At 73.6% G+C, this 23,408-nt stretch carries 27 protein-coding genes; 11 read left to right on the forward strand and 16 right to left on the reverse strand.

From position 1 onward, the window contains the following. The first annotated feature begins 51 nt into the window (after positions 1 to 51). Positions 52 to 231 (forward strand): hypothetical protein, encoded by a 180-nt coding sequence (locus SAM23877_RS37125; RefSeq protein ID WP_079030047.1) that lies wholly within the window; start codon positions 52 to 54, stop codon positions 229 to 231. A gap of 95 nt (positions 232 to 326) precedes the next feature. Here the strand turns inward: SAM23877_RS37125 and SAM23877_RS06400 are convergent, their stop codons facing one another. Continuing rightward, complete coding sequence (locus tag SAM23877_RS06400; protein ID WP_053127769.1) at positions 327 to 1,076, reverse strand: SDR family oxidoreductase; 750 nt, start codon at positions 1,074 to 1,076, stop codon at positions 327 to 329. Between the two features lie 177 nt (positions 1,077 to 1,253). On the opposite strand from SAM23877_RS06400, the gene lnt reads away from it, so the two are divergent. Continuing rightward, positions 1,254 to 2,828: an apolipoprotein N-acyltransferase gene (gene lnt, locus SAM23877_RS06405; protein WP_053127770.1), complete on the forward strand. Its 1,575-nt coding sequence runs from the start codon at positions 1,254 to 1,256 to the stop codon at positions 2,826 to 2,828. Here the strand turns inward: lnt and SAM23877_RS06410 are convergent. Together SAM23877_RS06410 and SAM23877_RS06415 are read right to left on the reverse strand one after the other, a co-directional pair. Then, the gene (locus SAM23877_RS06410; RefSeq protein WP_053127772.1) at positions 2,752 to 3,657 is read right to left on the reverse strand and encodes a Gfo/Idh/MocA family protein; all 906 of its coding nucleotides are present in this window, start codon (positions 3,655 to 3,657) and stop codon (positions 2,752 to 2,754) included. The two genes, lnt and SAM23877_RS06410, sit on opposite strands and share 77 nt — an antisense overlap. 19 nt (positions 3,658 to 3,676) lie before the next feature. Continuing rightward, entirely contained in the window at positions 3,677 to 4,852 is a 1,176-nt protein-coding gene (locus tag SAM23877_RS06415; RefSeq protein WP_053127774.1) for an FAD-dependent monooxygenase, read from the reverse strand. Positions 4,853 to 4,947: 95 nt separating this feature from the next. Between SAM23877_RS06415 and SAM23877_RS06420 the strand changes: the two genes are divergently transcribed. From SAM23877_RS06420 to SAM23877_RS06430, 3 genes are all read left to right on the forward strand, one after another. Beyond that, positions 4,948 to 5,556 carry a TetR/AcrR family transcriptional regulator gene (locus tag SAM23877_RS06420; protein ID WP_053127776.1) on the forward strand — a complete coding sequence of 203 codons (609 nt, stop codon included), beginning with the start codon at positions 4,948 to 4,950 and terminating at the stop codon, positions 5,554 to 5,556. Positions 5,557 to 5,599: 43 nt separating this feature from the next. After that, complete coding sequence (locus SAM23877_RS06425) at positions 5,600 to 6,112, forward strand: DinB family protein (RefSeq protein WP_053127778.1); 513 nt, start codon at positions 5,600 to 5,602, stop codon at positions 6,110 to 6,112. A 112-nt stretch (positions 6,113 to 6,224) separates the two neighbouring features. Next, entirely contained in the window at positions 6,225 to 6,722 is a 498-nt protein-coding gene (locus SAM23877_RS06430) for a hypothetical protein (RefSeq protein WP_342342857.1), read from the forward strand. A 110-nt stretch (positions 6,723 to 6,832) separates the two neighbouring features. On the opposite strand, the gene SAM23877_RS06435 is transcribed toward SAM23877_RS06430, so the two are convergent. The 5 genes from SAM23877_RS06435 to fabG form a co-directional block, all read right to left on the reverse strand. Further along, the gene (locus tag SAM23877_RS06435; RefSeq protein ID WP_053127780.1) at positions 6,833 to 7,375 is read right to left on the reverse strand and encodes a hypothetical protein; all 543 of its coding nucleotides are present in this window, start codon (positions 7,373 to 7,375) and stop codon (positions 6,833 to 6,835) included. Positions 7,376 to 7,497: 122 nt separating this feature from the next. Next, entirely contained in the window at positions 7,498 to 8,181 is a 684-nt protein-coding gene (ung, locus tag SAM23877_RS06440; protein ID WP_053127781.1) for a uracil-DNA glycosylase, read from the reverse strand. Between the two features lie 83 nt (positions 8,182 to 8,264). Next, positions 8,265 to 9,851: an ABC transporter substrate-binding protein gene (locus SAM23877_RS06445; RefSeq protein WP_053127784.1), complete on the reverse strand. Its 1,587-nt coding sequence runs from the start codon at positions 9,849 to 9,851 to the stop codon at positions 8,265 to 8,267. Between the two features lie 208 nt (positions 9,852 to 10,059). Beyond that, positions 10,060 to 10,821, reverse strand: a complete 762-nt coding sequence (locus SAM23877_RS06450; protein WP_053127785.1) for an SDR family oxidoreductase — start codon at positions 10,819 to 10,821, stop codon at positions 10,060 to 10,062. Between the two features lie 35 nt (positions 10,822 to 10,856). Beyond that, on the reverse strand, positions 10,857 to 11,618 hold the full coding sequence (gene fabG / locus SAM23877_RS06455; protein ID WP_053127787.1) for a 3-oxoacyl-ACP reductase FabG: 762 nt from the start codon (positions 11,616 to 11,618) through the stop codon (positions 10,857 to 10,859). Between the two features lie 271 nt (positions 11,619 to 11,889). On the opposite strand from fabG, the gene SAM23877_RS06460 reads away from it, so the two are divergent. Continuing rightward, positions 11,890 to 12,699 carry a hypothetical protein gene (locus tag SAM23877_RS06460; RefSeq protein WP_053127789.1) on the forward strand — a complete coding sequence of 270 codons (810 nt, stop codon included), beginning with the start codon at positions 11,890 to 11,892 and terminating at the stop codon, positions 12,697 to 12,699. 20 nt (positions 12,700 to 12,719) lie between these two features. On the opposite strand, the gene SAM23877_RS06465 is transcribed toward SAM23877_RS06460, so the two are convergent. Both SAM23877_RS06465 and SAM23877_RS06470 read right to left on the reverse strand, forming a co-directional pair. Then, a complete protein-coding gene (locus SAM23877_RS06465; protein WP_053127791.1) occupies positions 12,720 to 13,103 on the reverse strand; it encodes a DUF3037 domain-containing protein in 384 nt (127 codons plus the stop codon). Then, on the reverse strand, positions 13,100 to 13,861 hold the full coding sequence (locus SAM23877_RS06470) for a HipA family kinase (protein ID WP_053127793.1): 762 nt from the start codon (positions 13,859 to 13,861) through the stop codon (positions 13,100 to 13,102). The genes SAM23877_RS06465 and SAM23877_RS06470 overlap by 4 nt, the downstream gene beginning before the upstream one ends. Positions 13,862 to 14,052: 191 nt before the next feature. On the opposite strand from SAM23877_RS06470, the gene SAM23877_RS06475 reads away from it, so the two are divergent. Both SAM23877_RS06475 and SAM23877_RS06480 read left to right on the forward strand, forming a co-directional pair. After that, positions 14,053 to 14,547 carry a Rieske (2Fe-2S) protein gene (locus tag SAM23877_RS06475; protein WP_053127795.1) on the forward strand — a complete coding sequence of 165 codons (495 nt, stop codon included), beginning with the start codon at positions 14,053 to 14,055 and terminating at the stop codon, positions 14,545 to 14,547. Continuing rightward, on the forward strand, positions 14,544 to 15,011 hold the full coding sequence (locus tag SAM23877_RS06480) for a pyridoxamine 5'-phosphate oxidase family protein (protein WP_053127797.1): 468 nt from the start codon (positions 14,544 to 14,546) through the stop codon (positions 15,009 to 15,011). The genes SAM23877_RS06475 and SAM23877_RS06480 overlap by 4 nt, the downstream gene beginning before the upstream one ends. A 35-nt stretch (positions 15,012 to 15,046) precedes the next feature. On the opposite strand, the gene SAM23877_RS06485 is transcribed toward SAM23877_RS06480, so the two are convergent. Then, the gene (locus SAM23877_RS06485; protein WP_053127799.1) at positions 15,047 to 15,949 is read right to left on the reverse strand and encodes a LysR family transcriptional regulator; all 903 of its coding nucleotides are present in this window, start codon (positions 15,947 to 15,949) and stop codon (positions 15,047 to 15,049) included. 75 nt (positions 15,950 to 16,024) lie between these two features. Between SAM23877_RS06485 and SAM23877_RS06490 the strand changes: the two genes are divergently transcribed. Continuing rightward, entirely contained in the window at positions 16,025 to 16,996 is a 972-nt protein-coding gene (locus SAM23877_RS06490) for a DMT family transporter (RefSeq protein WP_053127801.1), read from the forward strand. 205 nt (positions 16,997 to 17,201) lie between these two features. On the opposite strand, the gene SAM23877_RS06495 is transcribed toward SAM23877_RS06490, so the two are convergent. Next, the gene (locus tag SAM23877_RS06495) at positions 17,202 to 18,539 is read right to left on the reverse strand and encodes an aminotransferase class I/II-fold pyridoxal phosphate-dependent enzyme (protein ID WP_053127803.1); all 1,338 of its coding nucleotides are present in this window, start codon (positions 18,537 to 18,539) and stop codon (positions 17,202 to 17,204) included. 35 nt (positions 18,540 to 18,574) lie between these two features. On the opposite strand from SAM23877_RS06495, the gene SAM23877_RS06500 reads away from it, so the two are divergent. After that, positions 18,575 to 19,261 (forward strand): pyridoxamine 5'-phosphate oxidase family protein, encoded by a 687-nt coding sequence (locus tag SAM23877_RS06500; RefSeq protein ID WP_053127805.1) that lies wholly within the window; start codon positions 18,575 to 18,577, stop codon positions 19,259 to 19,261. A gap of 163 nt (positions 19,262 to 19,424) precedes the next feature. Here SAM23877_RS06500 and SAM23877_RS06505 read toward each other — a convergent pair whose 3' ends face one another. From SAM23877_RS06505 to SAM23877_RS06515, 3 genes are all read right to left on the reverse strand, one after another. Continuing rightward, positions 19,425 to 20,387 carry a DMT family transporter gene (locus tag SAM23877_RS06505; RefSeq protein ID WP_053127807.1) on the reverse strand — a complete coding sequence of 321 codons (963 nt, stop codon included), beginning with the start codon at positions 20,385 to 20,387 and terminating at the stop codon, positions 19,425 to 19,427. A gap of 188 nt (positions 20,388 to 20,575) precedes the next feature. After that, positions 20,576 to 21,580 carry an EamA family transporter gene (locus tag SAM23877_RS06510; protein WP_053127808.1) on the reverse strand — a complete coding sequence of 335 codons (1,005 nt, stop codon included), beginning with the start codon at positions 21,578 to 21,580 and terminating at the stop codon, positions 20,576 to 20,578. Between the two features lie 110 nt (positions 21,581 to 21,690). Further along, positions 21,691 to 22,230: a Clp protease N-terminal domain-containing protein gene (locus SAM23877_RS06515; protein WP_053127810.1), complete on the reverse strand. Its 540-nt coding sequence runs from the start codon at positions 22,228 to 22,230 to the stop codon at positions 21,691 to 21,693. A gap of 218 nt (positions 22,231 to 22,448) precedes the next feature. Here SAM23877_RS06515 and SAM23877_RS40170 point away from each other — a divergent pair, with 218 nt between their 5' ends. Then, the gene (locus SAM23877_RS40170) at positions 22,449 to 22,616 is read left to right on the forward strand and encodes a hypothetical protein (protein ID WP_079030049.1); all 168 of its coding nucleotides are present in this window, start codon (positions 22,449 to 22,451) and stop codon (positions 22,614 to 22,616) included. Between the two features lie 71 nt (positions 22,617 to 22,687). Here SAM23877_RS40170 and SAM23877_RS37135 read toward each other — a convergent pair whose 3' ends face one another. Continuing rightward, positions 22,688 to 23,344, reverse strand: a complete 657-nt coding sequence (locus tag SAM23877_RS37135) for a PadR family transcriptional regulator (protein ID WP_079030644.1) — start codon at positions 23,342 to 23,344, stop codon at positions 22,688 to 22,690. Positions 23,345 to 23,408 lie beyond the last annotated feature (64 nt).

The raw sequence follows: 23,408 nt of genomic DNA on the forward strand, positions 1-23,408 counted from the left end.
CTGTAGCCGTCCGGTAGCGCAGGGTCAGCGCTTGCCCCTAGGCTTGTCCGCATGTCCCCCGATTCCATGATCCCTGGTTCCGTGCGGTCCGCCGCGGAGCTCAACGACGAGATCCGTGCGCTGTGGCGGCGTGCGGGCGGATCCCTGTCGGCGCAGGAGCGCGTGGAGTACGAGTTGCTCGTGGTCGAGTGGGCGTCCGCGATCCGCGGCGAGGTCATCGAGGCGGCCTGACCGGCCCGGGCCTCCCCGCCGCGGCCGGCCCGGCCGCGGCACAGGGCGGCCCGAGCCCCGTCCGGACCCGGCCCCCGTCCGGACCCGGCCCGGCGTCAGCGCCCGCCGGCGACCCGTAGCACCGTCCCCGTCGTGTACGACGCGTCCGTCGACATCAGCCAGGAGATCGCCGCGGCGATCTCCTCGGCCCGACCCGCGCGGCCCAGGGGAACGGCGGCCCCCATGCGCCCGGCGCGCTCCGGGTCGCCCATCGCGGCGTGCATCCCGGTGTCGACGACCCCCGGCGCGACGGCGTTGACGCGGACACCGTCCGGGCCGAGCTCCTTGGCCAGGCCCAGGGTCAGGGCGTCGACGCCCGCCTTGGTGGCCGCGTAGTGGACGTACTCCCCGGGGCTGCCGATGGTCGCGGCGCCCGAGGACACGTTCACGATCGCCCCGCTCCCCCGCGCGGACATCAGCTGGGCGGCCCGCCGGGCGCACAGCAGCACGCCCAGCAGATTGACGTCGAGCACCCGGCGCAGGTTCGCGGTGTCGCTGTCCGCCAGCCGCCCGAGCGGACCGGTCACCGCCGCGTTGTTGACCAGTCCCGTCACCGGCCCGAGCCGCTCCTCGGCCACCTCGAAGAGCCGCTCGACCTCGGCCTCGACCGATGTGTCCGCCCGCACGGCGACTCCCCGTCCGCCGGCCTCGCGTACTCCTGCCAGCACCGTCTCCGCGGCGGCGGAGTCCCGCGCGTAGCCCACCACGAGGTCGTGCCCGTCCGCCGCGAGACGCAGACAGGTGGCCGCGCCGATCCCCCGGCTGCCGCCGGTGACCACCGTGACGGGACGCTCCGTACGCTCCATGAGTGCCTCCTGCAGAGGATCGGCTGACCCGGGCCCGACCGGACCACCCATTTGATCGATCATCGATCATCCTAGGTGAGGCCCCGCCTCCCGGGAAGCGGTCATCCCATGTGATCAACTGCAATCCGCCCTCGCAGAGAGCGCACACTGAAAGGACCACGGGGTAGGGAGGCGCCTATGAAGACGCTCGACCACTGGACGGCCTCCCCGTGGCGGCGCTCGGGCACGGCCGTGCTCGCCGGCGCCCTGCCCGTACTGGCCTTTCCGGGGCCCGCCCTGTGGTGGTGGGCCTGGGCCGCCCTGGTGCCCTGGCTGCTGCTGGCCCGGACCGCACCGGGCGGGAGGCGGGCCGCGTACGACGGGTGGTGCGGCGGCTTCGGGTTCATGCTGGCCATGCATCACTGGCTGCTGCCCAACCTGCACGTGTTCACGTTCGTCATCGCCGCGCTGCTGGGCGCGCTCTGGGCACCGTGGGGCTGGCTGGTGCACCGTCTGCTGGGCGGGGCACCCTCGCTCCGCCGGGCCGCGGCGGCGCTCCTGGTGCTGCCCTCGGGCTGGCTGGCGGTGGAGCTGGTGCGTTCCTGGGAGGGGCTCGGCGGACCCTGGGGCGTGCTCGGCGCGAGTCAGTGGCAGGTGGCGCCGGCGCTGCGGCTCGCCTCGGTGGGCGGGGTGTGGCTGCTCAGCTTCCTGGTGGTGGCCGTCAACGTCGCGGTCGCCGTGCTCGTCGCCGTCCGCCGGGCCCGGACGCCCGCCCTGGTGGCACTGCTCGCCACCGCCGCCGCCACCTCCGCGGCCTGGGTCTGGTCACCGCGTCCCGACACCGACGAGCGGGCCGCGATCGCCGTGGTGCAGCCCGGCGTCGTCGCCGGGGCGGACAGCCCCGACCGGCGCTTCGACCGCGAGGAGCAGCTGACCCGCGGTCTCTCCGGCCGGGACCTCGACCTCGTCGTCTGGGGCGAGAGCAGCGTCGGCTTCGACCTGGACGACCGGCCCGACCTGGCACGGCGGCTGGCGGCGCTGTCCCGGGAGACCGGCGCGGACATCCTGGTGAACGTGGACGCCCGGCGCTCCGACAAGCCGGGCATCTACAAGAGCTCGGTGCTCGTCGGCCCCGACGGACCGACCGGCGACCGGTACGACAAGATGCGGCTCGTCCCGTTCGGGGAGTACGTCCCGGCCCGCTCGCTGCTCGGCTGGGCCACCTCCGTGGGCGAGGCGGCGGGCGAGGACCGCAGGCGGGGCACCGAGCAGACCGTCATGAGGGTCGGGGACGGGCTGCGGATCGGGCCGATGGTCTGCTTCGAGAGCGCGTTCCCGGACATGAGCCGCCGACTGGCCGCCGACGGGGCCGAGGTGCTCCTCGCCCAGTCGTCCACGTCCACCTTCCAGCACACCTGGGCGCCCGAGCAGCATGCCTCGCTGGCCGCCCTCCGCGCCGCCGAGACCGGCCGGCCCATGGTGCACGCGACACTGACCGGGGTCTCCGCCGTCTACGACGCGAACGGCACCCGGGTCGGCTCGTGGCTCGGCACCGACGCGAGCGCCTCGCGTGTCTACGAGGTGCCGCTCACGCACGGCAGCACGCCGTACGTCCGCCACGGCGACTGGACGCCGCACGCGGCGCTGCTGATCCTCGCGGCCTGGGCCGCCGCCGAGGGCGTACGGGCGGTACGGCTCAGGCGGAACCCTCCCGCACGGCCCGTACCACCCGCTCACACAGCTCATGGGTCTCCAGCGCGTCCCGGGCGCTGAGCACCTTGCCCGCGCGCACGGCGTCGAGGAAGGTGAGCACCGCCTGCTCGATCCCGCGCTGACGGGCCACCGGCACCCAGTCGCCGCGCCGCCGCACGGTCGGCTGGCCCTTGTGGTCGATCACCTCGGCGAGGTTGACCACCTGGCGCTTGGTGTCCTGGCCGGAGACCTCCAGGATCTCCTCCGCCGATCCGCTGAGCCTGTTCATGACGCCGAGCGCGGTGAAACCGTCCCCGGCGAGCTGGAGCACGACGTGGTGGAGCAGCCCGTTCTCGACGCGGGCGCGCACGGTCACGTCGTCGACCGGGCCGGGCACCAGGAAGCGCAGGGTGTCGACGACGTGGATGAAGTCGTCGAGGATCATCGTGCGCGGTTCCTCGGGCAGTCCCGTGCGGTTCTTCTGCATGAGGATCAGCTCGCGCGGGTGCTCGGCGCACTGGGCGTAGCCGGGGGCGTGGCGCCGGTTGAAACCGACGGCGAGGCTGGTGTCCCGCTCCTCGGCGAGGGCCACCAGGCGTTCGGAGTCGGCCAGTTCGTAGGCGAGCGGCTTGTCGACGTAGGTCGGGACGCCGGCTTCCAGCAGCCGCGTCACGATCTCGGGGTGGACGGCCGTCGGCGCGTGCACGAAGGCCGCGTCGAGGCCCTCGGCGATCAGTGAGCCGAGGTCGGCGTGGCGCTGTCCGGCCGGGAGGCGGAGGCTGTCGGCGACGCGGGCGAGCGTCGCGGGCGTGCGGGTCTGCACGTGCAGTTCGGCCCCGGGCAGGGCGCCGAGCACCGGCAGATAGGCCTTCTGCGCGATGTCACCGAGTCCGATGCAGCCGACCTTCACGGGGTGTGCTCCTCTGACGCTAGCCGACCTGGGTGTGCTCGGAAGCATACGGGGGCTGCGGGGGGCGCCAGTCGGCGATGCCGTCGAAGCCCCGCAGGAACAGGGCCGGTCGGGCCTTCGAGAGGCCGGCGATCGCGGTGTCGCGCACGGCGGTCCCGACCCGGCCGGTCATCAGGTTGAGCCGGGCGATCCTGACGGCCTGGCGGGCGACGGCCGTCGTGCGGGGCAGGCGCGCGGCGGTGTAGGCGCCGAGGTCGTCGTGGTGGTGGGCGAGCACGATCGCGTCCTCGACGGCCTGGTTGCCGCCCTGCCCGAGGGTCGGCGGCATGGCGTGCGCGGCGTCCCCGAGGAGCGCCACCCTGCCCCGGTGGAAGGCGGGCAACGGCTCGGCGATGTGGTGCACGTCGTGACGCAGGACGTCCTCGGGGCGGGCGGCGGCGAGGACGGCGGGGATCGGGTCGTGCCAGTCGCCGTACCGGTGCAGCAGCTCCGCCCGCTCGTCGGTCGCGTGCCCGCCCGCCGGAGTGACGGCGGCGGCGTAGGCGTAGACCCGGCCGTCCTTGAGGGGGTGCGTGCCCCAGATGCGGCCCCGGCCCCAGGTCTCGTGCGAGGCGAAATCGACGCCGGGCACCGGGATCAGCAGGCGCCACGTGGTGAAGCCGGAGTAGACGGGGCCGGGGTGGCGGGGGAAGAGCGTGCCGCGCACGGCGGAGCGGAGGCCGTCGGCGGCGACGACCAGGTCGGCCGCCAGCTCCCCGTCGGGTGTACGCACCCTGGCCGGCCAGTTCTCGTCACCGGGGTCGACGAGCCGGGCGTCGGCGGCCGTGCGGACGGTGTCCGGCGGCAGCTGCGCGGCCAGGTGGTCGATGAGGGTGGCCCGGTGCAGCAGCACCAGCGGGCCGCCGAACCGTTCCGCCGCGGCCCGTGCGCTGGAGCGGGAGAGCCAGCGCCCTCCCGGCGTGCGCACTCCCCCGTCGCCCTGCCACGCGGCGAGGTCGCGGATCGGGTCGCCGAGGCCGATGACGTCGAGGGCGCGCAGGGCGTTGGGCGACAGCGAGATGCCCGCGCCGACCGGCTGGAGCGAGGGCGCCCGCTCCAGCACGGTGACGTGCAGACCGCGGCGGTGCAGGGCGGCCGCCGCGGTCAGGCCGCCTATGCCGCCGCCGATCACGACGGCCCGCTCGGTTCGGGTCATGGCTCCTCCTCGGACGCGCCACACGAACACTACAGATGTAGTGTCGTCGTGTCCCGACTGTACTACAGCCGTAGTGGGACAGGTAGGTTGACCCCATGTCCGCATCCACCGCATCCCCTTCGCCCCCGACCGGCGTCTCCCGGGCCGACCTCGTCGCCGATGCCGCTCTCGCCCTGCTCGCCGAGCGCGGGATGCGCGGGCTCACCCACCGTGCGGTCGACGAGGCGGCCGGGCTCCCGCAGGGGTCCACGTCCAACCTCGCGCGAACCCGGCAGGCACTCCTGGAGCTGGCGGTACGGCGCCTGGCCGACCGGGAGGCCCGGGTACTGGCGCTGGAGGAGATGCCGGACCCGCGGGCCGGCCTGGACTCCCTGGTGGACGCGCTGGCGCTGGCCGCACACCGCGCGCTCACCCACCACCGCGAGCTGACGCTGGCCCGCTACGAACTGGCCCTGGAGGCCACGCGCCGGCCCGAACTGCGCGCCCACTTCGACGCGGCGGGCGCCCGCTTCCGGGATGGGCTCGGCGCCCTCGTCACGGCGATGGGCTCCACCGACCCGGCGCGGCACGTGCTGTCCCTGACCGCCTGGGCGGACGGGTTGCTGTTCAGCTGCGTGGCCGGCTCGTTCCACGCCGAGGTGCCGGGCCTCGATGAGGTGCGGGCGGACCTGCGGGAGGTCCTGGGCGGCATGCTGGGCGGCTGAAAACCCCTCGTGGAACGGCACCCCCGTGCACGAGGATGCGGACATGACGACGAACCGCCTCGAACCCGCCCCCGACGCCGACGAACGCGCCATGCTGGAGGGCTGGTTGGAGTACCACCGGCAGACCCTCGCCTGGAAGTGCGAAGGTCTCACCGACGCCCAGCTGAGGACGGCCGCCGTGGCGCCCTCGGGCTTGTCCCTCATGGGACTGGTACGGCACCTGGCGGAGACGGAGCGGAGCTGGTACCGCAGGGTGCTCGCGGACGAGGACGCGGGCCCCCTCTACTACTCCGACGAGGACCCCGACGGCGAGTTCCACCTGACCGAGGCCGACACCTGGCACGAGGCCCACGCCACCTGGCAGGCGGAGATCGAGGCCGCCCGACGCCACGCGGCGGGCTTCCACCTGGACGAGTTGTCCCGCGGGAAGCACCGGCGCACCGGCGCACGGCCCAGCCTGCGCTGGATCCACACCCACATGATCGAGGAGTACGCCCGTCACAACGGGCACGCCGACCTGATCCGCGAGTGCCTCGACGGCACCACGGGAGACTGACGTCACCCTCGGCGGCCCCCGGGCCTCCGTACGGGGCCGGAGATCACCCGTGCGAGGCAACCTCCGCTCGTCCGGCACCGCGGCCGGGACCCGAACCACCAGAGTGGCGCGGGTGCATCGAACGACGACCACCGCAACGCTCCTGGTGACCATGGCCGTCTCGGCCCTGGCCGGCTGTACGACGGTCCACGGGCCGGTGCCGGCCGGCCCTTCGGCGGCCGGCACCCGCTCGTCCGGGCCACGCCCGGACGGCCCGGCCGAGCCGCGCGTCGTGCAGGCCCCGGCCCGGGAGGCGCTGGAGATGATCGGCCCCTCCAAGGCCCCCGACCGGGCGTCCGGTGAACCGCGTCGCGCGGCGCCACCGGCCGACCCGCCCCGGGAGCGGCCGCCGGCCGCCCGCGCCGGACAACAGCCGCGGCCCGGGCGGCCGGCGGCACCGAAGGGGACGCGCCCGCCCGAGCGGCCCGGCGCCGGCGTCCCCTCCGTCCCTCGGCCGCCCGCCCCGGTGACCGGCGGGAGGACGGACGTGTGCTCGCTCGGCAGGACGTACGGCGGGTGGCGCCCCGGCAGCCCGGAGGCGGTCATCTGCGAGCGGGCGTACGGACACTGATCTCACACCCATGAGGACCGGTACGGGTGGGCGGTCCACCGTGGCGGACCGGGCAGGTGGGCCAGTCCGCCACGGTCAGGTCAGCTCAGGTCACCTCACCTCAGCTCAGGTCAGGGCCGCTGCCGTGGTGGCCCCCACCATCCGTCCGGGCGTTCGGGTCCGTCCGTGGCGGGGTCGGCGGCGGTCAGCCGTGACTCCAGCCGGTCGATCGCCGCGCGTACCCCCTCGCCGTAGCGGTCGGGGGCGAGGGACTGGGCGGCACCGCGGGCGCGCCTCAGATGCAGGCGGGCGGCCTCGCGGTGGCCGAGCCGGTCGTAGTCGGCGGCCAGGTTCAGGTGCAGCGACGGGTAGAGGGCACGCGCGGCGAGCGCGCCCTCCTGCCGGCCGGCGGGCCTCTCCCGTGTGAGCTCATCGGCGGCCGACAACGCCCGCAGGTCCCAGGCCAGTTCGTCCCCCGGGTCGTCCTGCGTGTCGGCCAGGTAGTGGGCCAGGGTGCAGCGGTGCAACGGGTCGCCGTGCTCACCGATCTCCGCCCACAGACCGAGGAAGCGGTGCCGGGCCTCCTCGCGGTCGCCCGCGTGATGCAGCATGACGACCTGCCCGATCCGCGTCAGCAGGGCGTCCGGCGCCGTCTGCTCCTGTCCCTTGGCCACCGCGTCCTCCGTGCCCGTCGTCGGCTGTCCCCGACGACGCTAACCGCACATGCCGGAAATGCCGGTCAGGCGGCCCGTGACGCGCGCGGACGGTCCGGTGGCCGTGCGGCCCGCGCGGAGGATCAGCCCAGGTTCGGGATGGTCCAGTCGATCGGCTCGTGGCCCTGCTTCGCCACCGCCTCGTTGATCTGCGTGAACGGACGGGAACCGAAGAACTTCTTCGCCGACAGCGGCGAGGGGTGCGCGCCCTTGACGACCACGTGCCGCGTCTCGTCGATCAGCGGCAGCTTCTTCTGCGCGTAGTTGCCCCACAGCACGAACACCGCCGGGTCGGTCCGGTCGGCCACCGCGCGGATCACCGCGTCGGTGAACAGCTCCCAGCCGCGGGCCTTGTGCGAGTTCGCCTCGCCGGCGCGCACCGTGAGCACCGCGTTGAGCAGCAGGACGCCCTGCTTCGCCCAGGGCATGAGATAGCCGTTGTCCGGGATCGGGGTGTCCAGCTCGGCGTGCATCTCCTTGTAGATGTTCCGCAGGGAGGGCGGTACCTTCACCCCCGGCCGGACCGAGAAGCACAGGCCGTGGCCCTGCCCCTCGCCGTGGTACGGGTCCTGGCCGAGGACCAGCACCTTCACCCGGTCGTACGGCGTGGCCTGAAGAGCGGCGAAGACCTCCTCGCGCGGGGGGTACACGGGGCCGTTCGCCCGCTCCTCCTCGACGAACTCCACCAGCTCCTTGAAGTAGGGCTGCTGCAGCTCGCCCCCCAGCACCTCGCGCCAGGACTCGGGCAGCATGGCGATGTCGGTCACGTCAACTTCCTTACGCTGTGCGGTCGCTTCCGGTCCTCAGAAATCTACCGGCGACCACTGACATCGGAAGCCGCTGCCGGCGTCTACCAGCTGGTCTTCCGGTACAGCTGCCACATCATCATGATCGTCGAGGGGTCCATGGCCCCCTCCGCCCCCGAGATGTCCGCACTCGCCGCCACGTACTGCTTGCCCTGCCACAGCGGCAGCAGCCGGGCGTCGTTCACCAGGATCTGCTGCGCCCGCTCGAAGTCCTTCTCCACGTTGGCGCGGTCGGTCTCACGGCGGGAGCGCGGCAGCAGCTCACCGGTGATCTCCGGCGCGAGGTAGGGGGTGCCCAGCGCGTTCTGCTCGCCGACGAAGGGCGCGATGAAGTTCTCCGCGTCCGGGAAGTCCGGGGACCAGCCGCGGCCGAACACCGGGTACTCACCCTTCTGGTAGCCGGCGACGTAGGTCTTCCACGGCCGGTTCTCCAGGGTGACCTCGAACAGGCCGGAGGCCTCGAGCTGGCGCTTGATCTCCCCGAACTCCTGCGCCGTCTCCGAGCCGTAGCGGTCGGTGGTGTACCAGAGGGTGAGCGGGACGGGCTCGGTGATGCCGGCGCCGGTGAGGATCTTGCGGGCCTTGGGGACGCTGGGGTCGCCGTAGTCGTCGAAGAAGCCCGTGGTGTGACCGGTGAGGCCCTTGGGGACCATCGAGTACAGCGGGTCGACGGTGTCCTGGTAGATCTTGTGGGCGATGGCCGCGCGGTCGATCACCTGGGCGATGGCCTGGCGCACTTCCTTCCGGCCGGCCCAGGGGTCCTCGGGGTTGAAGACGAGGTAGCGGATCTCCGTACCGCTCCCCTCGACCAGCTGGAGGTTCTCGTCCTTGCTGGCCTTGCCCTGCAGGGTGATCACGTCGTCGGCCGCCAGCCCCCGGTAGGTGACCTGGATGTCCCCGTCGCGCAGCGCCTTGACCATGCCGGCGGAGTCCTTGAAGTAGCGGACGGTCACCGCGTCGTTGTGGCGTTCGGCGAAGCCCTTGTACTTGTCGTTGCGGACGAGTTCGGCACGCTCGCCGTCCGTGTACGACTGGAGCTCGTAGGGTCCTGAGCCGACGACCTCGCCGTCCTCGCGCAGGGCGTCGGCCGGGTAGCCACCGGGTTCGACGATCGACATGGCGGGTGTGGCGAGCACGAACGGGAAGGTCGCGTCCGGCTTGTCGAGGTGGAAGACCACCTCGCGCTCGCTCGGCGCCTGGACCCGTTCGAGGGTGCCCAGCAGACCGGCGGGGCCGCCGTTGACGTTGATCTTCTTGACCCGGTCGATCGAGTGCTTGACGGCCCGGGCGTCCAGCGGGTCCCCGTTGGAGAAGGTCAGGCCCTTGCGGAGCTCGCAGCGGTAGACCTGGTTGGAGGCGTCGGTGAAGGCGCACTCCTCGGCGGCGTCGGGCTGGGGCTCGGTCGCACCGCCCGGGTAGCTGAGCAGCGTCTGGTAGATGTTGCGGAACAGCTCCCAGGAGCCGTCCCACGAGGCGGCCGGATCCAGGGTGCTGGGGGCGCTGGTCGTTCCGACGACGATGGGCCCCTCGTCGTCCGAGCTGTCGGACGACAGGATGCCGCATCCGGTGACCAGCGACGATATGGACACGATGGCCGCGACCCGCCGCAGGCCTCGCTTCCGGTTGAACACGCGCACGCTCCTCGATCCGCCGTACCAAGGGTCGGCAGACCATACCGCAGCACCACGCCCCCTGAACCCCCTTCTGAACAGGGGTTTTGATCATTTGGCGATGACTACGTTGTCATGGCCCCGGTGATCTCGAAACGCGGACACGGGCGCCGTCGTGTCGACGGCGCCCGTGCGCGTGTGCGTCCCGGTGGGACGGCGACGATCGGTATCAGGCCACGCCGGCGTTCAGGAAGATGCCACCGTCGACCACCAGCGTCTGCCCGGTGACCCAGTCGGACTGAGCCGAGGTGAGGAACGCGGCGGCGCCGCCGATGTCGGAGGGCACGCCGAGCCGGCCCAGCGGGTAGCCCGCGGCGGCCTCCTCCTCGCGGCCCTCGTACAGGGCGGCGGCGAACTTGGTCTTCACGACGGCCGGGGCGATCGCGTTGACCCGCACCTTGGGCGCGAACTCGTGCGCGAGCTGCGCGGTGAGGTTGATCAGCGCGGCCTTGCTGACGCCGTAGGCGGCGATGAAGGGCGAGGGCGACAGGCCCGCCACCGAGGCGATGTTGACGATCGCGCCGCCGTTGTCCTTCTGCCAGGCGTGCCAGGTGCGCTGGGCGAAACCGAGCGCCGAGATGACGTTGGTCTCGTAGACCTTGCGCGCGACGTTCAGGTCGAGGTCGGCGATCGGCCCGAACACCGGGTTGGTGCCGGCGTTGTTGACCAGGAAGTCGACGCGGCCGAAGGCCTCCATCGTGCGCTCGACGGCGACGGCCTGGTGGGCCTCGTCGTGCGCCTTGCCCGCGACGCCGATGACCCGGTCGGAGCCGAGCTTGTCGACGGCCTCCTTGAGGGCTTCCTCGTTGCGTCCGGTGATGCAGACGCGGTCGCCGCGCGCGACGAGCGCCTCGGCGACGCCGTAGCCGATGCCGCGGCTGGCGCCGGTGACGAGCGCGACCTTGCCGGAGAGTCCGGGGAGTTCAGTCATGTCAGTGTTCCCTAGGTTCCCTAGTCTCCGCGCCCCTAGTCGAGCGGTCCGCCGGCCACGTACAGCACCTGGCCGGAGACGAAGCCGGCGGCCTCGCCGGTGAAGAAGGCGATGGCGTTGGCGATGTCCTCGGGCTCGCCGACGCGCGCCACCGGGATCTGCGTGGCCGCCGCGGCCTTGAAGTCGTCGAAGCCCATGCCGACGCGGTCGGCGGTGGCCTTGGTCATCTCGGTGGCGATGAAGCCGGGGGCGACGGAGTTGGCGGTGACGCCGAACTTGCCGAGCTCCTTGGCGAGGGTCTTGGTGAAGCCCTGCAGACCGGCCTTGGCGGCGGAGTAGTTGACCTGGCCGCGGTTGCCGAGCGCCGAGGACGAGGACAGGTTGACGATGCGGCCGAAGCCGGCGTCCACCATGTGCTTCTGGCAGGCCTTGGACATCAGGAAGGCGCCGCGCAGGTGCACGTTCATGACGGTGTCCCAGTCGGAGACGCTCATCTTGAACAGCAGGTTGTCGCGCAGCACGCCCGCGTTGTTGACCAGGATCGTCGGCGCGCCCAGTTCCTCGGCGATCCGCGCGACGGCCGCCTCGACCTGCGCCTCGTCGGAGACGTCGCAGCCGACCGCGATCGCCTTGCCGCCGGCCGCGGTGATCTTCTCCACGGTGTCCTTGCAGGCCGCCTCGTCGAGGTCGAGGACGGCGACGGCGCGGCCCTCTGCGGCCAGTCGTACGGCGGTGGCGGCACCGATGCCGCGCGCGGCTCCGGTGACGACGGCGACCCGCTGCTCAGTGGTGGACATTGCTGCTTCTCCTCGTCCTGGGGATGCGGCCCATGCGGGGCTCCGCGAGGCGCCCAGTGGTGAGCGACCGCTTAGTACCTTCCGCAGACGTGACGCTAGAAGCCCTGGCACCCGGTGTCAACGGGACACCGGGCCGGTGTGATCCATCACCCGGGGTTCCCGGCGGGTCGCCATGCCCGCCCCACCCGATCGGCCCACCGCTGCGGGCCCTCGCGCCACCGGCCCCCTAGCGTCGGAGCTCGAGCCACTCGTGGCCGGAAAGGAGGCGTCCATGCGCCGTCGTACCGGTGCCGCAGGCATAGCCGTCGCGATCGCCGCGATCGTGCCGCTGGCCGATCCCGCACACGCCCAGGAGACGAGCTCCTGGAACCTCACCCACCTCAAGGCGCCCCAGCCCGTCCTGGGCAGTGTCCCTGGTGACGACCCGTTCACCACCGACCCCTTCGCCACCGACCCCTTCGCCCCCGACGGCCTGTCCCCGGACGCACTGCCGCCGGACGCCCTCACCGGAGACCCGCTGGACGGGGGCGGGCCCGACGGGGGCGGGCTCGACGAGTACCGCCCGGACCAAGGCGGGCCCGACGAGTTCCGCCCGGACCAAGGCGGGCCCGACGAGTTCCGCCCGGACCAGGGCGGGCCCGACGGGACGGGAGCCGGTCAGGGCACCGGCCAGGGCGGTGACGGCGGAGGCCGGCCCGACGGGGGCCGACCCGACGAGGGACCGAGCGGTCAGGGACCGGTCGACCAGGCCGGGGCCGGGGCCGGGGCCGCCTGGCAGGCCGACGGCGGCTCCGCCGAAGGGTCGCCACCGCGGCGGGACTCGCTCCCGACGATCTCCGCGACCTCCAAGCCGAGTCCCGCCCCCACCACACCGGCCCCGGTGGCCACCCCCACCCAGAGCCCCGCCGTACCGGGTCCCGCGACCTCCCCCGCCGTCGCACCGACGCTCGGCACCCAGGGCGGGCTGGGCGGCGCCTCGGGCACCGGGCCCAGCGACTGGGACCTCGGCATCGGCCTGACCTGCGTCGCGAGCGCCGCGCTCGCCGCCGCCTACGTGCTCAGGCGCCGCCGACGGGTGTGACCCCCGGGCACGGGGGCCGCCTACCGCACCAGCAGGTCGAGGAGCCGTTCCGTCTCGGCCGCCGGGTCGGCCGTGAGGCCGGTGTGGACCGGGCCGGGCTGCACGATGGTGGAGCGGGGGGCGATCAGCCAGCGGAAGCGGCGGCCGGGGTCGTCGTGGGCCGCCTGGCCCGCCGCGTCCCCGCCGGTGCACAGGCTCTCGACGGCACGCAGCGCCGCCCGCACGCCGGGCAGGTCCACGTGCCGGTCGAGGGCCAGCAGCCGGCCCTCGTCGAGGTGGGTGCGAGCGCCCACGTAGGAACGCGCCCGGCAGTACACGAGGACTCCGGCGTTGACGCACTCCCCGCGCTCGACCCGGGGCACGACGCGCAGCAGCGCGTACTCGAAGACATGACGGTCACTCACCGGTGTCCCCCACTCTGGATGCGTTCGTGGACGCCGGCGGCCCGGGCCAGCAGCGGCCGGGCGTAGGCGCGCCGCAGCTCGTCGGGCGTGGCGAAGCCGGGCTCGTCCAGCAGCCAGACGTCCGGGATCTCGGCGGTGACGTCGGCGATGAGTTCCTCGGTGACCAGCGGGGCGAGCTCGGCGGCGGCCGCGCGGACGTCCGGGGCGAAGCGCGCCAGGGCGTGGTCCGAGGCGTCGTAGGGCCGGGCGGCGGAGGTCTCGGCGCCGGGCCAGTTGTGGTGCCAGATCATGGTGGCGCCGTGGTCGACGAGCCACACCTCGCCCCGCCACCGCAGCAGGTTGGGGTTCCGCCAGGACCGGTCGACGTTGTTCACCAGGGCGTCGAACCACACGATCCGTCCGGCCTCCTCCGCGCTCACCTCGAAGGCGAGCGGGTCGAAGCCGAGGGCGCCGGACAGGAAGTCCATCCCGAGGTTGGTGCCACCGCTCGACTTGAGCAGTTCCTGCACCTGCTGGTCGGGTTCGCCGAGCCCCAGCACCGGGTCGAGGCCGACCGTCACCAGGCGCGGTACCCGCAAGCCCAGCCGTCGGGCGAGTTCCCCGCAGACCACCTCGGCGACGAGCGTCTTGCGGCCCTGTCCCGCGCCGGTGAACTTCAGCACGTAGGTCCCGAGGTCGTCGGCCTCGATCAGTCCCGGCAGCGAACCGCCTTCACGCAACGGCGTGATGTAGCGGGTCGCGATGACTTCCTTGAGCATCGCCCCAGGTTACCGGCGGGACGTGACGGAGCGGACCTCGGGCGGGACGCGGCCGACAGCGGATCGACAGCCGTGGTTTACGCCCGTCCGACCGCCGACCCGACAGCATCTCGGCACGGTCTGAACAGCATGTGCACCGGGCCCGTACCTCTCGGCAGATCATCACGCATCCACCCCGGAAGGGACCCAGCATGACCAGCGCATCGTTCCACCCCGCAGCCGGACCGGCTCGTCGTACCGTCGTGGCCGCGGCCGGAGCGGCGGGGCTCGCCGTCGCGCTGACCGCCTGCGGCGGGTCCGACGACGACGCGTCGGGCGACACCGGCGCCGCACCGTCGGCCCCCTCCGCCGAGTCGACGGACGGCGGCGGCTCGGGCGGCGACGACGCCGGTGCCGGCGCGGCGCTCGCGGCGACCGCGGACATCCCCGAAGGCGGCGGCAAGGTCTTCGCCGATCAGAAGGTGGTGGTCACCCAGCCCGCGGCGGGCGAGTTCAAGGCGTTCTCGGCCACCTGCACCCACCAGGGCTGCGCGGTGAAGAGCGTGGCCGAGGGTGTCATCAACTGCCCCTGCCACAACAGCAACTTCTCCATCACCGACGGCAGCGTGCAGAGCGGTCCGGCGCGCAAACCGCTGCCGGCCGTGCAGATCACGGTCAGCGGTGACTCGATCCGGCTGGCCGGATGACCGTCGCTCAGCGCCGGGGCCGGAAGATCATGATGACCCCCGGTGAGCTGGACGCGTTCCTCACCGTCCAGCGCACCTGCCGGGTCGCCACGGTCTCGGCCGACGGCGCCCCGCACGTGAGCACGCTCTGGTTCGCCTGGGACGGCTCCTCGATGTGGCTCTACTCGGTCGTGCGCAGTCGGCGCTGGACGGATCTGCGGCGCGACCCCCGGGTGGCCGTCGTCGTCGACACCGGGGAGGAGTACGACGAGCTGCGGGGCGCGGAGCTGTCCGGCCGGGTGGACTTCGTGGGCGAGGCACCCCGCACGGGCGAGCTGTGCGCCGAACTCGACTTCCCGGAGACGCTCTTCGCCCGCAAGAACTTCGGGCTGGAGGAGATGCCGCACGACGGCCGCCACGCCTGGCTGCGGCTGACCCCCGAGAAGGTCGTCTCCTGGGACTTCCGCAAGCTGGCCTCGCCGTGAGCTGAGCACGGCGGGCGAGCCGCACGCGGGGGCTGTCAGCGGAGCCGTCCCGCCGTCGCCCGCAACGCCTCCACCGCCGCCCGGATCGACGGGCGGCGGTCGGCGTCCGCGCGCCAGACGACGTACACGTGCCTGCGCACCCGTTGCCTCAGCGGCGAGGTGACGACCCCGTCCGGCACCGGATGGCGTCCGAGCAGGGGGGCGATGCACACCCCGAGCCCGGCGGCGACCAGCCCCAGCTGGGTGTGGGTCTCGGCCGCGCGGTGGCCGATGATCGGCTCGATGCCCTTCGAGCGCAGCGTGAACATCAGCCACTCATGGCAGAACTCGCCCTCTCCCCAGGTGATCCACTCGTCCTCCGCGAACTCGGCGAGGTCCACCTCGTCCCGGCCCGCGAGCGGGTGCCCGGCCGGCATGGCCACGTCGGCGGGGTCGTCCAGGAGCTGTGCCTTGACCAGGCCGTCGGGCAGCGGCATCGGCTTGTTGTACCAGTCGAGTACGACGGCCAGGTCGAGGTCACCGCGCACCACGCCGGAGATGCCGCGTTCCGGTTCCAGCTCGCAGGAGCGGATGCGCAGGGCGGGGTGCTCGGTGCGCAGGGCGGACAGCGCCGCGGGGAAGAGTCCGCGGGCGGCCGTGGGGAACGCCGACAGCCTCAGTTCGCCCGCCACCTGGCCACGCTGCGCCTCCAGGTCGGCCTGGGCGAGCTCGACCTGGGAGAGGATGCGGGCCGCGTGCTCGGCGAGCAGCCGCCCGGCGTCCGTGAGCCGCACACCGCGGCCGTTCTTGGCGAGCAGTCGCTGCCCGGCCTCGCGCTCCAGCTTGGCCATCTGCTGGGAGACGGCCGAGGTGGTGATGTGCAGGCCCGCGGCGGCTCCGCTGACCGATCCGTGCCGGGCCAGGGCATCGAGGGTGCGCAGGCGCTCCAGGTTCAACATGTAAGCAATACTACGAGGTACTGCGTGCGAAATCTCGATTGTGCTACGAGGACGGGGTGCGTCATCGTGGTCCGCATGAGTACCCCGGTCACGCACTCCCCCGCAGTCCGCCGCGCCGTCGACTGGCGGCTGCGCTTCGGCCTGCTCTCCCTCGTCTGGGGCTTCAGCTTCCTCTTCATCAAGGTGGGGACCGAGGCCTTCGCCCCGTTCCAGGTCACGCTGGGGCGGCTGGTGTTCGGGACGGCGGTGGTCGTCGTGGCGATGGCCGTGAAGCGGGAGCGGCTGCCGCGCGGGGCGTGGACCTGGGCGCATCTGGCGGTCGCCGGGTTCCTGCTCAACGCGCTGCCGTTCTCCCTGTTCGCCTTCTCGGAACTGACGATCCCGTCCTCGCTCGCCGGCATCTGCAACGCGACCTCGCCGCTGTGGGGCATGGCCCTGTCGCTGGTCGCCCTCTCCGAGGACCGCCCCACCCGGCGGCGGGTGGCCGGCCTGGGCATCGGCTTCCTCGGTGTCCTGACGGTGCTGGGTGTCTGGCAGGGCTTCCACGGCCTGGACGTCACGGGCACGGCCCTGGCGCTGCTGGCCTCGCTCAGCTATCCGATCGGCTGGATCTACGTCCGCCGCACGCTGGCCGGCTCCAGCCACTCCCACCTCTCCCTGACCGGCGCGCAGTTGTCCCTGGCCACACTGCAACTGGCCTTCGTGACCCCGCTGTTCACCTCGATGCCGAGCAGCTTCCCGCTGCTTCCGCTGCTGTCGGTCGCGGCGCTGGGCGTCCTCGGGACGGGGCTCGCCTTCCTGATCCAGTACGACCTGGTCGCCGAGGTCGGCCCGACGACGGCCCAGATGGTCACGTACTTCACCCCGGTCATCGCCACCGCCGCGGGCGTCGTCCTGCTCGGGGAGTCCCTGTCCTGGTCGACGCCGCTGGGGGCGGTGATCGTCCTCGCGGGCGCGGCCCTCACCCAGTCGCGGCCCAGGGCCACCGCGGAGGGCACGGCGCGGCGGACCCTCCGCAGGCCGGAACGCGAGAAGGCCCCGACGTAGGTGGGCGGCTCCCCCTCGCCCGGGCACGGAACGGACGCCCTCGGCCCCGCCGACGTCCCGCCCGCACGACGTCGGCGCGAAGGGGCTCGGGCGGCCCGGCACGGCCGACGACGCTCCCGCGAGAGCCCCGCGCCGGCCTTTCGCCCCGGCTCACCGGCTCACCGGCTCACCGGCTCACCGGCTCACCGGCTCACCGGCGAGCACCTCACACGTGGCTCCTGAGCCGCCCCGTCCTCGCCCCCACCGCCTCCGCGACCGCGTCCGCCAGCGGCCCGATGTCGCCCTCGGTCAGCGTCGAGACGGTGATCCGGACGCCCGGCGGGGCGGTCAGCCGGAAGCGCGCGCCCGGTGCCACCGCCCAGCCGGCGTGCAACAGCCGGGCGACGGCGCCGGTCTCGTCCGGCACCGGGACCCACACGTTCATGCCGCTGCGCCCGTGCGCGGTGATCCCGCGTTCCGCGAGAGCGCCGAGCAGCGCGTCCCGGCGTCGCCCGTAGGCCACCGCCACCGCCTGCGGGTCCACCGAGCCGTCCACCCACAGCCGGGCCACGGCCCGCTGGGTGATGCGGCTGACCCAGCCGGGGCCCAGCCGCTGCCGCCCGCGCACCCGGTCGAGCGTGACGGCGTCCCCGGTGAGCACGGCGAGCCGCAGGTCGGGGCCGTAGGCCTTGGCGGCGGAGCGGACGAAGGCCCAGTGGCGCGTCGTACCGGCGAGGGGATGCAGGGGCAGGTCGACGATGCGGTGGCCGTGATCGTCCTCGATCAGCAGCGTCCCGGGGTACTCGCCCAGCACGGCCCGCAGCGCACGCGCGCGTGCGGCGCTCACCGCGGCGCCCGTCGGATTCTGCGCCCGGTCCGTGACGACCAGGGCCCGGGCACCGGCCGCGAGGACCCGGCGTACGTCGTCGGGCAGCGGCCCCTCGTCGTCGACCCCGACGGCCACCGTGCGCAGGCCGAGCGCGGGGACCAGGTCGAGGAGGCTGCCCCAGCCGGGATCCTCGACGGCGACGGCGTCCCCTGCCCTGAGGTGGGTCGCGAGCACCCGTTCCATGGCGTCCAGCGAGCCGGACGTGACGGCCACGGGCCCGTCCGGCACCCCGTCCGCGTCCAGTTCGGCCCGGGCGACGCGCAGCAGCTCCGGCTCCACGGCCGCGTGCCCGTACAGCACCGGCTCCCGGTCGCCCTGCTCGGCCGCGGCGGCGAACGCCGGGCCCAGGGCGGGCAGCAGGGCCGGGTCCGGGTTGCCGTCGGACACGTCGCGCGCCCCCTCCGGCACCTCCACCCGGATGAACTCGCGCCCGGTGGTGGCAGGAGTGGCACGCACCCGGCTGCCCCGCCGCCCGGCCGTCTCGATGACCCCGCGCTCGCGCAGGGTGCGGTAGGCCGCGGCGACCGTGTTCGGGTTCACCCCCAGCTGCTCCGCCAACTCCCGCATCGGCGGCAGCGGTTGCCCCGGTTCGAGCTCGCCCGCGCCCACCGCGCGCTCGATGCTCGCCGAAATCTCTGCTGCGCCCCGCCCCGTGAACCTATATTCTCCTAGCACAAAGCAGATTATGCACTAGTACAATGGAGAGCACCATGCAGGGGACCACACGGACGCCGTCGCAGCCCACCAACGCCTACCAGCCCACCGACCGCACCGTCCCCACCCGCTCCCCCGACCGGGCCTCCTACGACAAGGAACTGGTGCACTCGATACTCGACGAGGGTTACGTCTGCCATCTCGGCTTCGTCCGCGACGGCGCCCCGGTGGTCCTCCCGACGCTCTACGCGCGGGTGGGCGACCGCCTCTACGTCCACGGCTCGACGGGCTCCCGCCCACTGCGGATGACGGGCGCCGCCGACCCGGGCCTGCCCGTGTGCCTGACGGTGACGCACGTGGACGCGCTGGTGCTGGCCCGCTCGGCCTTCCACCACTCGATCAACTACCGGTCGGTGGTCGTGCACGGCAGCGCGTACGACGTGACAGACCCGCAGGAGAAGCGCACGGCCCTGGACGCGCTGGTCGACCACGTCGTCCCCGGCCGCTCCGGCGACTCCCGGCCGGCCGACAAGAAGGAGCTGGCCGCCACCGCCGTGATCCGCCTGGACCTGGACGAGGTCTCCGCCAAGCTGCGCACCGGCGGTGTGAACGACGAGCCCGAGGACCTCGCCCTCCCCCACTGGGCCGGTCTCCTCCCGCTCCGCAAGGGCTACGAGGCCCCGATCGCCGACCCGGGCCTGGCCCCCGGCACCGGTCTGCCCGGCTACCTGTCGGCCCTGTGACGCCGGTCCGCTCCGGGAACGGGCCGGGGTAGGACGCCGGGGTGACGGCGGCCACCGCCGGACGCGGCGCCGCCGCCGCGCCCGCGGTGCCGCGGCGGCACCTGCCGTGCCGCCGCGCGGCAGGCCGATCACCCCGGCGCTTCCCGCCGCGAGGCCGCCCCGGTCACACCGGCGCCGGTCGCGTCCCTGCCTCCCGGGCCTCCCTGGCCTCCCTCGCCTCCGCCACCGCGAGCCCGGCGACCGAGCCGAGCATCAGCAGCGTGCCGGCCAGCGTCGCCGCGGTGAGATGCTCACCCAGCACGAGGACGGCGAGCCCTGCCGCGCTGACCGGCTCGAGGAGCATGATCACGGAGACGGTGGCGGACCGGACGACGGCCGCTCCGGCGAAGTAGAGCCCGTAGGCGAGAGCGGTCGGGACGGCGGCGACGTACACCAGCAGCCACAGGAGCCGGGCCGGCTCGGCGGTGTGCGGCACCACCCCCTCGACCAGGGCGAACGGCAGCAGGCAGAGACTGGTGACGGCGAACGCCCCGACGGACGTGCTCCCGGCGTCCGCCCCGCCGTCGCGTCCCCACCAGCGGGTGAGCAGGGTCATCAGCGAGTACCCGGCCGCGGACAGCAGGGCGAGGAGCACACCGGACAGGCGGACACTCGCGGTGCCCCCGCCGAGTACGAGCACCGCGAGTCCGGCGAGCGCCCCGAGCACGGCGGTGGTTCCGCCCCACCCCAGACGCTCCCCCAGGGCGAGGCGCGCGCCGAGCGCGATCAGCACCGGGCCGGCCCCGAGGGTCACGACGGTGGCCACGGCCAGGCCGGTGGACCGCACCGCGGCGAAGTAGGCGGTCTGGAAGACCGCGAGGCCGAGACCGGTGACCAGGGCTCGCCGCGCCGTGCGGGCGAACGGTGCGCGGACCGCGCCACGGGGCCGGCGTGAGGTCAGCGGACGGACGGCGAGCAGCAGCGCGAGCCCGACGGCGCAGCGCCAGAACGACAGGGCGACGGGCCCCATGTCGCTGGCCCGGTAGACCAGCGAGGCGGCGGCCCCGGCGGTGCCCCAGGCGACACCGGCGACGATCAGATACAGGAGGCCACGCCCGACGGGCAGGCCGGTGAAGGCATTCGACACGAGTTCTCTCCGCAGACGCGCACGGGGCGCGGGAGTTGGAGGCGGCCCCGGAACGACCGGGGGCGCGGGGACTGCGTCTGCGGGCAGCACCGTCCGGCCCGGCGACAGCGCGCCGGGCTGGTCCAGGGGGCCCGCCTCAGGCGGCCGGAGGCGGGAGGACGAGTGCGTCGGAATGCATGATCGGCACCCTAGGCCGCGGTTCCCCGGCCGGACAACTCCCTTTCCGCCCCGCCGCCCGCCAGCGGCTCGGAGGAGCCCTTGGTCGGCGCCGGGGACTGGGCGATGAAGGCGCCCACCAGGACCACGACGCCCCCGACGATCTGCGGGGCGGAGAGGTGCTCGCCGAGCAGGACCCAGGCCAGGACGGTCGCGACGACCGCTTCGAGGCACGCCACCACGCCGGCGACCTGGGGCGAGAGGCGGCGGACGGCGACGATGCCGGTGACGTAGGCGAGGACCGTGGCGATGAACACGATCCAGGCCAGCAGCAGGGCGGCGGCGACGGGGGTTCCGTTCATGGGCGCGGTGTCCGTGAGCAGGGACCAGTCCATGGTCCAGGGACGGGCGACCACGGTGAGCACCGCGGCCCCGACGAGCAGGCCGTAGGCGATGACACCGAGCGGGTCGGGCGCCTCTTCGCCGGCGTCGCTGCCCTGGTCGGACAGGACGAAGTAACCGACCTGGCAGCAGGCGGCACCGAGCGCGAGGAGCAGTCCGAGGGCGTCGAAGCCCAGCCCTGCCCAGACCTCCACCACGCAGGCGAGGCCGCCGACCGCCAGGACCACGCCCAGGGCCGCGGCCCGCGTCACCGGCCGCCGCTGCACGAACCGCACCCAGCCGAGCACCAGGGCGGGCGCCAGGTACTCGACGAGCAGCGCGACGCCCACGGGGATACGGGAGATGGCGGCGAAGTAGCAGGCCTGGACACCGGCCACGGCGAGCAGCCCGAAACCGGCGAGCAGCCCGGGACGGCGGCGCAGCAGCGCGCGGTGGCGCACGGCGAGCGGCAGCATCACCAGGGCCGCGCCCGCCACCCGCAGCCAGACCACGTGGAGCGGGTCGAGTCCCGCCTCGATCAGCGGCTTGGCCGCGACCCCGGACCCTCCGAAGGCGACCGCGGAGGCAAGCGCCAGGCCGAGCCCGGCGCCCCCTCCGCGACTGCCGTGAGCGCTGTCAGACGTATGCACCGGCACATGATGACAGGGGACGACATGACCGTCATCCTTGATGACACCTGTCTCACCGACTGGACGTCCACGGCCCGCCGGAGCGCGGCCCGGGACCGGGGCCAGGGCCGGGCGGGTCAGGGCGTCGGCTCGAAGTGGCTCTCCGCACGGGCGAGCACCGCATCCGGCTCGACGGCGGCGCGGCCCAGCACCTCAACGGCCCGGGTCCGCGGGTCCGCCACGAGGGCGGCGAGCAGGTCGACGCCGACGGCCCGGTCCGCTCCCCGGCGGGCGGCGCGGGCGCAGGCGTCCTCCATGACCGCGGAGGCCAGCGGCGAGAACCCGGCGGCGCCGGTCACCTGGGGCACGGCCCCGGAGTCCTCCACGCTGCCCTGCCAGCGCAGGCCGTAGCCGATGCTGCGCTGCACGAGATAGCCGAGCAGCCGGGCGATCTGCGGCCCTTCGCCGAGGACGGCGCGCGCCTGGGGGTCGTACTCCAGGAGGGAGTGCAGCAGATGCGCCGTGTCGATGTGCCGGTCGCCGTCCCGCACCACTCTGCGGCGGGCACCGGAGACCACCGATGCCAGTTCCGCGCTGAACCGGGCATCGACGTCGGCGCCTTCCGGGCCTCGGCCGCCTTGCTCGCCGGCCGACTGCCGGGGGATACGGGAGTGCACTGCCCCAGCTCATCAGTCCGGTCCGGTCCGGTCATCCCCGAGGGGAAGCATTTCGGCGTCCCACGCAGAGTGGACCCGCGCGGACGGAATCTCCTCCTTGCGGATGAGATCAAGCCGTTTCGTCCCAGCGGCCGCGCGTCGCCTTGCCGTGTGCCCTCCGGGCAACCGAAAGGCGCCGTCGCGGGTCCGACAGGGACATGAGGAGCGAGTGCTGGCTCGTGTCCCTGCCGGCGGTCGACGGCAGGCAGTACGTGTACCGGGTGTACGCCCCGAGGGACGCGCTGCCCGCCGACCTGTTCTGGGAGGCGTGGCACTGCCACGACGAGAGCGCCCTCCCGCGCGCGTGGGACCTCTTCGACGCGGCGGTGATACGGCGGGTCGGCTGAGGGCGCCGGCACACGAGAGGTGCCCCGCGGATCGCTCCGCGGGGCACCTCCGGTCCGGTGGCCGTACCGGGTCAGTCCTCGTCGGCGAGGATCAGGTACAGCTTCTTGCGGGCGTCGCCGATGACGGCGAGCGCCTTCTCCCGCTGCTCCTTGCTGCCGGTCTTCCAGACCTGGCCGAAGGCCTCCATCAGTCCGAAGCCGGCTTGCCGGATGTCGTTCAGAGCCTCCCAGTCGACTCCCCGCGAGGCCTCTTCCCAGGGGGCGTCGGGACCTTCCTCGGCCGCGGTGCGGCCCGCCTCGGTGAGCGCGAACAGCTTCTTGCCGCCCTCGCTCTCGCTGGCGATCAGGCCCTCGTCCTCCAGCAGCTGGAGGGTGGGGTACACCGAACCCGGGCTGGGCTTCCACGCCCCGCCGCTGCGCTCGGCGATCTCCTGGATCATCTCGTAGCCGTGCATCGGACGGTCCTTCAGGAGGGCCAGTATCGAAGCCCGTACGTCGCCGCGCCGTGCCCTCCCCCCGGGTCCACCACGACCACGACCGCCCCAGGGGCCGCCGTGTCCGAAGCCGGGTCCGAAGGGACCGCCGGGGCCGCCACCGGGACCGCCCGGCCCGAAGGGGCCGAAGGCCGCGCGCCGGCCGTCGAAGCCACCGTGCCCGAAGGGGCCGCCGGGGCCGCCCTCTCCTCGGCCGTGTCCACCGTGTCCACGCTCGTATCCGTGGGAACGCATCGCCATCACTCCATTCGCTTGATCCGTCTTAGGTCCATCGCGTATCGATCGCGATGCCTCAACG

Origin of the sequence: Streptomyces ambofaciens ATCC 23877 (assembly GCF_001267885.1) — a bacterium.
In the GTDB taxonomy this organism is placed as follows: Bacteria; Actinomycetota; Actinomycetes; order Streptomycetales; family Streptomycetaceae; genus Streptomyces; species Streptomyces ambofaciens.

Coding starts and splice junctions, on each gene's coding strand:
- SAM23877_RS37125 (WP_079030047.1), top strand. CDS start 52: ATGTCCCCCGATTCCATGATCCCTGGTTCCGTGCGGTCCGCCGCGGAG.
- SAM23877_RS06400 (WP_053127769.1), bottom strand. CDS start 1,076: ATGGAGCGTACGGAGCGTCCCGTCACGGTGGTCACCGGCGGCAGCCGG.
- lnt (WP_053127770.1), top strand. CDS start 1,254: ATGAAGACGCTCGACCACTGGACGGCCTCCCCGTGGCGGCGCTCGGGC.
- SAM23877_RS06415 (WP_053127774.1), bottom strand. CDS start 4,852: ATGACCCGAACCGAGCGGGCCGTCGTGATCGGCGGCGGCATAGGCGGC.
- SAM23877_RS06420 (WP_053127776.1), top strand. CDS start 4,948: ATGTCCGCATCCACCGCATCCCCTTCGCCCCCGACCGGCGTCTCCCGG.
- SAM23877_RS06425 (WP_053127778.1), top strand. CDS start 5,600: ATGACGACGAACCGCCTCGAACCCGCCCCCGACGCCGACGAACGCGCC.
- SAM23877_RS06450 (WP_053127785.1), bottom strand. CDS start 10,821: ATGACTGAACTCCCCGGACTCTCCGGCAAGGTCGCGCTCGTCACCGGC.
- fabG (WP_053127787.1), bottom strand. CDS start 11,618: ATGTCCACCACTGAGCAGCGGGTCGCCGTCGTCACCGGAGCCGCGCGC.
- SAM23877_RS06460 (WP_053127789.1), top strand. CDS start 11,890: ATGCGCCGTCGTACCGGTGCCGCAGGCATAGCCGTCGCGATCGCCGCG.
- SAM23877_RS06470 (WP_053127793.1), bottom strand. CDS start 13,861: ATGCTCAAGGAAGTCATCGCGACCCGCTACATCACGCCGTTGCGTGAA.
- SAM23877_RS06475 (WP_053127795.1), top strand. CDS start 14,053: ATGACCAGCGCATCGTTCCACCCCGCAGCCGGACCGGCTCGTCGTACC.
- SAM23877_RS06480 (WP_053127797.1), top strand. CDS start 14,544: ATGACCGTCGCTCAGCGCCGGGGCCGGAAGATCATGATGACCCCCGGT.
- SAM23877_RS06485 (WP_053127799.1), bottom strand. CDS start 15,949: ATGTTGAACCTGGAGCGCCTGCGCACCCTCGATGCCCTGGCCCGGCAC.
- SAM23877_RS06490 (WP_053127801.1), top strand. CDS start 16,025: ATGAGTACCCCGGTCACGCACTCCCCCGCAGTCCGCCGCGCCGTCGAC.
- SAM23877_RS06500 (WP_053127805.1), top strand. CDS start 18,575: ATGCAGGGGACCACACGGACGCCGTCGCAGCCCACCAACGCCTACCAG.
- SAM23877_RS37135 (WP_079030644.1), bottom strand. CDS start 23,344: ATGCGTTCCCACGGATACGAGCGTGGACACGGTGGACACGGCCGAGGA.